The sequence below is a fragment of the bacterium genome (assembly GCA_019695335.1).
Lineage (GTDB): Bacteria > CLD3 > CLD3 > SB21 > SB21 > JABWBZ01.
In genome coordinates, this window is sequence record JAIBAF010000099.1 from 1 (window position 1) to 8,251 (window position 8,251).

Consider the following 8,251-nt stretch of genomic DNA (forward strand, 5'->3'; position numbering starts at 1 on the left):
GATTTATGTCCCAGAGCGGCGCCTTAGGCGTAGCCATTTTGGAAATTGCGCGTGATCTCAATCTCGGCATTTCAATGTTTGCCAGTATGGGCAATAAAACGGACATTTCCGGCAATGATCTTTTAGAGTATTGGCGCGACGATCCGGAAACCAAAATGATCCTGATGTATCTCGAAAGTTTCGGCAATCCGCGTAAGTTTACGCAAATCGCCAAATCGATTGCACGCACCAAGCCGATCATTTCCGTCAAAGCAGGCCGAACTTTGCAAGGAGCCGCCGCCGCTTCATCACATACCGGTGCTTTGGCGTCATCGCTTGATGTCGCGACCGATGCCATGTTCGAAAAATGCGGCGTCATCCGGGTTTCGAGCATCGACGAACTTTTTAATCTTGCCGCAGCATTCGATGCTCAACCGCTTCCCAAAGACAATCGCATTGCCATTGTGACCAATGCCGGCGGTCCGGCCATTATGGCCACGGATGCGTTGGTGAGTTCGGGCATGCGGTTGGCGACGCTCGAAGAGTCTACCAAACAACATTTGCGTCAGCATTTACCGCCTGAAGCCAGCGCTAATAATCCGGTCGATCTTATTGCCAGCGCAGACGAACATCGTTATAAAATAGCTTTGGAAGCTGTTTTGCGCGATCCTAATGTCGACGCAGTCATCGCCATTTTCGTTCCTCCGATCATGATCACCGCCAACGCTGTCGCGCAAACCATCGTCGATATGCACCGGCAATACGCGGATAAACCTGTGTTGTCCTGTTTTATGGGTCAGCAGGAAGGACGCCAGGCCATTGCGCTATTAAGACACAATAAAATTCCGGTTTATTTTTTCCCTGAACATACTGTGTATGCACTCAATGCGATGGATCAATATCGCCGCTGGCGTGATACACCGGAAGGCACTCTCCGGACATTCGACGTTGATAAAACGACTGTCGAACAAATTTTTTTGCGCGCAAAAGCGGAAAAACGAAAACAGCTTTCATTCTCCGAAGTCACATCCATTTTGAATGCCTACCACTTTCCTTTACCTGCATACACAACGGTACCGCTTGATGAAAAGGGATTGGAGCAGGCTATTGAATTTTCCAAAAAATCCAATGGTCCGGTTGTTCTCAAATTGCTCGCTGCCGATCTCACGCATAAATCAGATGTAGGCGGCGTAAAAATTGATCTTCGTACGGAAAAAGAAATAGCCGATGCGTTTGCCGAATTCGAGAAAAAAATGAAAGAGCGTAATATCCGGCCTGATGGCGTTTTGGTTCAGGAAATGATCAAAGGTGGAAAGGAATTAGTGCTCGGCATGAATGTTGACAAAAATTTCGGCGCGCTGATCATGTTTGGTCTCGGCGGCATCTATGTTGAAGTGCTCAAAGACGTGAGCTTCAGTATCGCGCCGATCACCGACCTGGAAGCACACGACATGATCAAAAGCATCAAAGGTTATCCCTTACTTACCGGTGTTCGCGGGCAGATGCCGGTCAATATCGAAGCCATCGCTGAAGCATTACAACGGCTATCGCAATTGGTCACCGATTTCCCGGAGATCCGTGAAATCGATATCAATCCTCTGCTTGCTTTTCATGAGAAAGAAAAATGCAAAGTCGTCGATGCGAGAATCAGTTTGATCTAACCTATCGTTCGACTTTTTGCCTTTTTGAACGTCTAAATCAGGTATGACTTGATCATTCGCTGCATAGATAATCTGTTTATTTTATTGCAATTGTATACCTCAATCGCTATATTTTGCCGCTTTTAGAAAATCGATTATGCAATTAATTCGGTGTAATGAGTGTCTCACGGCAATAATAATCATTCCGGCGCTTCTTCAAAATCCATCACTAAAAAATGGTTGGCTTCCGATTTAGCTAAATTGAAAGCCGAAATATTAGAGCACGGCAATCTTCCCCACCATATCGCCATTATCATGGATGGTAATGGGCGCTGGGCACAGCAACGGGGTTTACCGAGAGTCGCCGGGCACAATGAAGGCGTCAAATCGGTTCGCGACGTGGTCGAAGCAGCCGGTGAAATCGGCGTGAAAGCTTTGACCCTTTATGCTTTCAGCCAGGAAAACTGGAAACGCCCCACGTGGGAAGTTTCGGCGCTGATGAAATTACTCATGCGCACGATTCATAATGAACTCAACAATTTGCACAAGCAAAATGTACGCGTCAAAACCATCGGGCATATCGAATTATTGCCGGCAGATACGTTGAAACAATTGCTCGGCGCCGTCGAAAAAACCAAACACAATACCGGATTGATCCTGAATCTGGCGTTGAGTTACAGCGCACGGATTGAAATACTCGATGCCATCAAAAATATCGCCCGAGACGTACATCATCATAAATTCAACGTCGACGACATTAACGAAGCTTTGTTCACTAAATATTTAAATACGGCCGATCTGCCTGAACCCGATTTGGTTATTCGAACAAGCGGGGAATTTCGGGTCAGTAATTTTCTACTTTGGCAAATTGCGTATTCGGAAATTTATATCACGGACACCTTTTGGCCTGATTTCCGTAAACCGCATTTATTCGACGCCATCCGTGATTATCAAAAACGCGAGCGCCGTTTTGGCAAAGTTAGCGAACAAGTGACGGTGGAAAAAAATAAAAAAGCTGAATCGAAAAAAATCATGGCAGCAAAATAGTTTACATGCATTCACGGCAATGCATTCATACGGTAATAATCATTAATTTTAAATAAAAACGGTTTACTCAATGAGGCAATGTTTTCTTGCGTTCTTTCTGATGTTCAGCGTATTCCCTACCCTTTTCGGACAAAACGCTTCACAGGGAAAACCTAAAATCGCTTCGATCAAAATCGAAGGCAATATTAAATCCGACGCCGATCTGGTTATTATTGCATCGGGTCTTTCCGTCGGCAACGAGTTCGGCATTGACGACGTTCAACGCGCCATCGAAAACTTATGGGAAATGAACGTGTTCAAAGATATCCAGGTATACGGCGAACCGGCTGAAGGCGGTATTGCGGTTATCATTGCGGTGCAAGAATATCCGCGCCTGGAATCGATGGAAATCTCAGGACAAGACGAAATCGATGAAAAAGATATCCGCGGCCAGATCGGGCTTTATACGTCGCAGACGGTCAGCCCACAGCATATTAAAAAGGCTGCAGAAAAAATCAGAAAATTATACGCCACCAAAGGCTATCTGAATGCTCAAGTCGATATAAAATCGTACGCCTCTACTTCGGATACCGGCAAAGTGCTTTTAAAGATCAAAATCGACGAAGGCAGCAAAGTTAAAATTCGGGGAATTAATTTTAATGGAAACGATTCTTTCAGCGACGGGAAGTTACGCGGCACCTTCGATGACACTAAATCCAAAACGGGATTTTTCAAATGGTTTAAAAGCGGCGATTTTGATGAAAAAAAATATCATGAGGATTTAAAGAAATTAATCGCATTCTATAAAAAACATGGTTTTCGGGACGTTGTCGTAGTAAAAGATTCCGTCTATTACGGCAAAAACAATAAAGATCTTTTTATTGATATCTGGGTTGAAGAAGGCGTTAAATATTATATCGGCGATATCACGTGGGCCGGCAACACCTTATTCAGTAATCGCGAACTAACGGCGGCGTTAGGATTTGACCGCGGCGATGTATTCGACCAGGAAAAATACGACCGCTCGATGCAGGAACGCGTCCAGGCACTTTACTACGATCGCGGCTATATTTATGCCCAGATCGTTCCAATCGAAAAACCAACCAGTAAAGATACGCTGAATATTGATTTCGTTGTAACGGAAGGTAGTCCCGTTGCCATCGACAAAGTTGAAATTCGTAATAATACGAAAACCAAAGAAAAAGTGATTCGTCGTGAAGTGGTCGCATATCCGGGCGAAACTTTCAGCCGCGACGCGCTTATTCGTACTCAGCGTAATTTAATGGTGTTGAATTATTTTGAAAATGTGATTCCGGATGTTCAGCCTGTTGGTCCGGACAAAGTAAACGTCATTGTCACGGTTACCGAAAAACCGACCGATACGGCTAATTTGTCGATGGGTTATAGCGGCCAGGACGGCCTCGTCGGTTCTGCGGGCGTCGCATTTAATAATTTCCTGGGCAATGGCCAGGCCGTCAGCTTAAATCTTCAATTAGGCGGTCAAGGTTATCGCGTTTTTTCAGTTGGATTTAATGAACCATACCTATTCGACACGCGAACATCCTTCGGAGCGAGTTTATATTATTCGCACGACGGCGACCGCCGAGCAGAATTGTATAATTACCAGGCGACAAGTTATGGCGGATCAATCACCTTTGGCCGCCGTCTGAAATGGCCGGATGATTTTTTTGCGGCAAGTTGGTCCGTCAGTTATGCTAATTCAAAACTCAAACCGGTTCCGGGACAAACTCCGTCAAGCGTATTTCCGTACGGCGTTCAGCAAAGCGTTTCGTTCGCGCAAGCCATCCAACGCGACAGCCGTGATGCCGCCGAGTTTCCGCGCTCAGGTTCAGTATACACGTTAACGGCCGAAGTAGGTATTGTATCCATTGACACCGTCGGTTATCCCAATTTTGTACGCGTTTTGCCAAAGAATTACAATAAGTATACATTCAGCGCACAAAACTATTATTCGGCTTTCTGGTCATTTGTATTATTCAATGAATTTCAAATGGGATACGCTCGGACATTTCGTAAAAACTCGTCAGTCGAAGAAATTCCGACCGGTGATCGCTTTTATATGGGCGGCGGTGCGTTGGATATCGGATCGATTCAACTTCGCGGCTACGGTGGTCGTAACGTCGGTCCGCAGGACAACAGCGGTTATGCTATCGGCGGTGCAACGATGTTCAAATACTCAACCGAATTACGTTTACAACTCATCCCAAGCCCAACAATGTATATTCTTGCTTTCGCAGAAGCCGGAAATGTTTTCCCATCGCTAGCGGCAACCGACCCTTTTCGCCTTAAACGCTCGGTCGGATACGGATTCCGCTTGTTCATGCCGCTGGTTGGTGTGATCGGGCTGGACATTGGCTATGGTTTGGACAAACGAAATAAAAAATCGGGTTATCCCAAATTTCACTTTCAGTTAGGACAACAATTCTAAGAGGATCCATTGAAAACTTTATTTGCTTGCACCATTGTTGTGTTATCGCTATCGTTGACGGACAAAACGATCGCTCAATCAGGTAAGATCGGGTATGTAGATTTTCAATACCTGGTTTCGCAAGTAAAAACGGCCGACGATATTCAACTTGAACTTCAGAAACTGGCTTCCGACTGGAATCAACAGTTGGAAACAATGCAAGATACGGTAGCCATGATGGAAAAAGATATGGAAACACTGAGTATCACATTGACCAAGTCAAGCCGTGACATGCTTCAGAAAAACATCGACGATCGGAAACATAAAATCACGGCATTCCAGGAACAAAAATTTTCACCGATCAAAGGTGAATTGTACAAAAAGCAACAGGAACTGCTTCAACCGATGGTTGATAAGATTCGGAAAGCGATCGATAACGTCCGTATTCGTGAAAAATACGATGTATTGTTCGATATTTCGGCTGGAAATCCGGTATCGATCGATAAGCGGTTTGACGTAACCGGTTTTGTCATTGAAGAACTTAGTTCTGTCGGCTTGATCGTTAAAGAACAACAGACAACCAATACAAATATTTATAAACAGGATACCAATCGTAAATCTGGAACTGAAACCGTAAAAAAATCCGGCAAAGATACAATCAACAATAAAAAGAAAGACAACGATAACGTTGATACGCCGGTCAAAGATAAAATCGATCAATAATTCATTACCATAAAAGGAGACCTCATTGTGAAAAAAATCATCTTGTCCATTACTGGAGTCATGCTATTGGCTGCAAGCTCGATCGTAGCGCAATCTAAAGTTGGCTATGTCGACTCCCAAAAACTGTTGGGCTCATTAAAAGAGACTCAAGCCGTGCAGACGCAAATGCAGACCGAACAGGAAAAAATGTACGCACAGTTCCAGTACTTGCAGGACTCGCTGGCCAATTCTCAGGAAGACTATGTCAAAAATGTGAAAGACAATCCGCTTCTTAAAGACGGCGCTAAAAAAGCGATTGAAAAAGGCATTCAGGAACTTGCGTACCTCGTTCAATCATCGCAACAAAAATTCCAGGAAGAATTATATGCCAAACAGCAAGAGCTGATGAAACCGATCCTGGAAAAAATTAAAAAAGCCGTTGATAATGTTCGTAAAGCCGAGAACCTGGATATTATGCTCGATTCAGCGTATGGGATCATCCTTGCTTCCGATACGAAGCTTGACCTTACTCAGAAAACCATCGATGAGTTAGTCAAGATGGCTACTGAAAAAGACAGCGGCACAAAAAAATAGTTTTTGAATCCAATCGTTTTTTGTATTTTAATGGAAATCCATCAGGGTTTCCATTTTTTATTTTGATTATATGAGCATTTATTTATCAGATTTGGCAAAACACCTTCATTCGACGCTCCTTGGTGATGATCGAATCATAAAAGGCGTGGCCGAACCTTTTACAAAGAATGATGACCAAGTCATTTTGATTCTTGAGAAAAAAACAATCAACAAAAAAGACCGTATCCGTTCCAAGGCTTGGATCGTTGCAAGACTATTATTTAATGATCAACTTAAGCATTTTTTAACGAGTGAGCGCATCAGCTATATGGTTGTGGATCAGGCTTATGAGGCCTTACGTCAAACGATTGAGTTTTTCTATCCTAATGAGTTTACTGAGCAAGCAATTCATCATACCGCCATCGTACATCCGGAGGCAAAAATAGGCGAAAAAGTTTTTATCGGTGCTTTTTGTGAAATCGAAAAAAAAACCTCTATTGATGACAGTGCCGTTATTGCCAAAGGATGTTTCATCGGCCAAAATTCTAAAATCGGCCGTGGTGTACATCTTGATCCCAATGTAACGGTATATCCTAATACTGAAATAGGAAACAACGTTATCATTCATTCCGGCACGGTCATTGGCAGTGACGGATTCGGATTTTATTCTAAAGAAGGCGTTCATATAAAAATTCCACATATCGGAAAAGTTATAATCGAGGACGATGTGGAAATTGGCGCCAATTGTTGTATCGCACGCGGGACGCTCGGGGAAACACGCATCAAAAAAGGAACGAAAATTGACAATTTGGTTCAAATTGCACATAATGTTGTAATTGGCGAACATACCCTTATTGCAGCGCAGGCAGGCATCGCGGGAAGTACGACGATCGGCGACCATGTTATTATAGCCGGGCAAGCCGGCATCGTCGGACATATTGAAATTGGCAACCGCGTCACCATCGGAGCTCAGGCTGGCGTCATTGGCTCGATTGAAGAAGGCCAAACCGTATCAGGGTATCCTGCCCGCGAACATTCCGAAGCGATGAAACGTGAAGCTCATATCAGTCAAATACCAAAAATTTTAGAATCGATTAAAGCGAAAAAAAAACGCGCTGAATAATTTGGAGAAATTTCATGCCCTTGCACGAACACGAGAATGAGATGATCCGCCCTAAAAAACAATCGGAAGATGTGGACATTGATCTTTCGTTACGGCCTTCACGGTTTGACGAGTTTGTCGGTCAGAAAAAAATTCTCGACAATCTGAAAGTATTCATTGAAGCCGCACGACTGCGCAACGATGCGCTCGATCACGTTTTATTATCAGGCCCTCCGGGTCTCGGCAAGACTACTTTATCGCACATTGTTGCCCACGAATTAGGCGTGCAAATTCGTACGACGTCCGGGCCCGTTCTGGACAAAGCCGGTGATCTGGCCGGTATTTTAACCAATTTGGAAGAACGGGATGTGTTGTTTATTGATGAAATTCACAGGCTCAATCCGGTGGTCGAAGAATATTTATATTCAGCCATGGAAGATTACATGCTCGACATCGTGATCGACAAAGGTCCTAGCGCGCGCACGATTCAATTGACGCTTCCCCACTTTACTTTGATCGGTGCGACGACGCGTGCCGGACTGATCACGGCGCCGCTGCGTTCACGCTTCGGCATCACCTGTCGTCTTGATTATTATAACGACAACGATCTCGCACGTGTCGTCACCCGGTCTGCTGACATCTTAAAAGTTGATATCGAAAAGAACGGCGCGGCTGAAATTGCCAAACGTTCGCGCGGAACGCCTCGGATCGCCAATCGTCTTTTAAAACGTACTCGCGATTTTGCGCAGGTTCAGCAAAAATCAATTATCGATAAAAGTATTGCTGATTTTGCATTGCATG

The 8,251-nt window shown here is 44.4% G+C and carries 7 protein-coding genes; all 7 read left to right on the forward strand.

Going from position 1 to position 8,251, the window contains the following annotated elements:
- On the forward strand, positions 1-1,640 hold a 1,640-nt coding region (locus K1X84_16060; GenBank protein ID MBX7153143.1), incomplete at its 5' end, for an acetate--CoA ligase family protein.
- Positions 1,641-1,844: 204 nt separating this feature from the next.
- Positions 1,845-2,666 carry an isoprenyl transferase gene (locus K1X84_16065; GenBank protein ID MBX7153144.1) on the forward strand — a complete coding sequence of 274 codons (822 nt, stop codon included), beginning with the start codon at positions 1,845-1,847 and terminating at the stop codon, positions 2,664-2,666.
- Between the two features lie 70 nt (positions 2,667-2,736).
- Positions 2,737-5,094, forward strand: coding sequence for an outer membrane protein assembly factor BamA (bamA, locus tag K1X84_16070; GenBank protein MBX7153145.1), 2,358 nt, complete (start codon positions 2,737-2,739; stop codon positions 5,092-5,094).
- A gap of 9 nt (positions 5,095-5,103) precedes the next feature.
- On the forward strand, positions 5,104-5,796 hold the full coding sequence (locus tag K1X84_16075) for an OmpH family outer membrane protein (GenBank protein ID MBX7153146.1): 693 nt from the start codon (positions 5,104-5,106) through the stop codon (positions 5,794-5,796).
- A gap of 27 nt (positions 5,797-5,823) precedes the next feature.
- On the forward strand, positions 5,824-6,369 hold the full coding sequence (locus K1X84_16080) for an OmpH family outer membrane protein (GenBank protein MBX7153147.1): 546 nt from the start codon (positions 5,824-5,826) through the stop codon (positions 6,367-6,369).
- A gap of 70 nt (positions 6,370-6,439) precedes the next feature.
- Positions 6,440-7,471: a UDP-3-O-(3-hydroxymyristoyl)glucosamine N-acyltransferase gene (gene lpxD / locus K1X84_16085; protein MBX7153148.1), complete on the forward strand. Its 1,032-nt coding sequence runs from the start codon at positions 6,440-6,442 to the stop codon at positions 7,469-7,471.
- Positions 7,472-7,512: 41 nt separating this feature from the next.
- Positions 7,513-8,251: Holliday junction branch migration DNA helicase RuvB (gene ruvB, locus K1X84_16090; GenBank protein MBX7153149.1), on the forward strand; the 739-nt coding region annotated here is incomplete at its 3' end.

Excerpts from the sequence above, each read along its gene's own strand:
- lpxD (MBX7153148.1), top strand. The coding sequence starts at position 6,440 with ATGAGCATTTATTTATCAGATTTGGCAAAACACCTTCATTCGACGCTC.
- bamA (MBX7153145.1), top strand. The coding sequence starts at position 2,737 with ATGAGGCAATGTTTTCTTGCGTTCTTTCTGATGTTCAGCGTATTCCCT.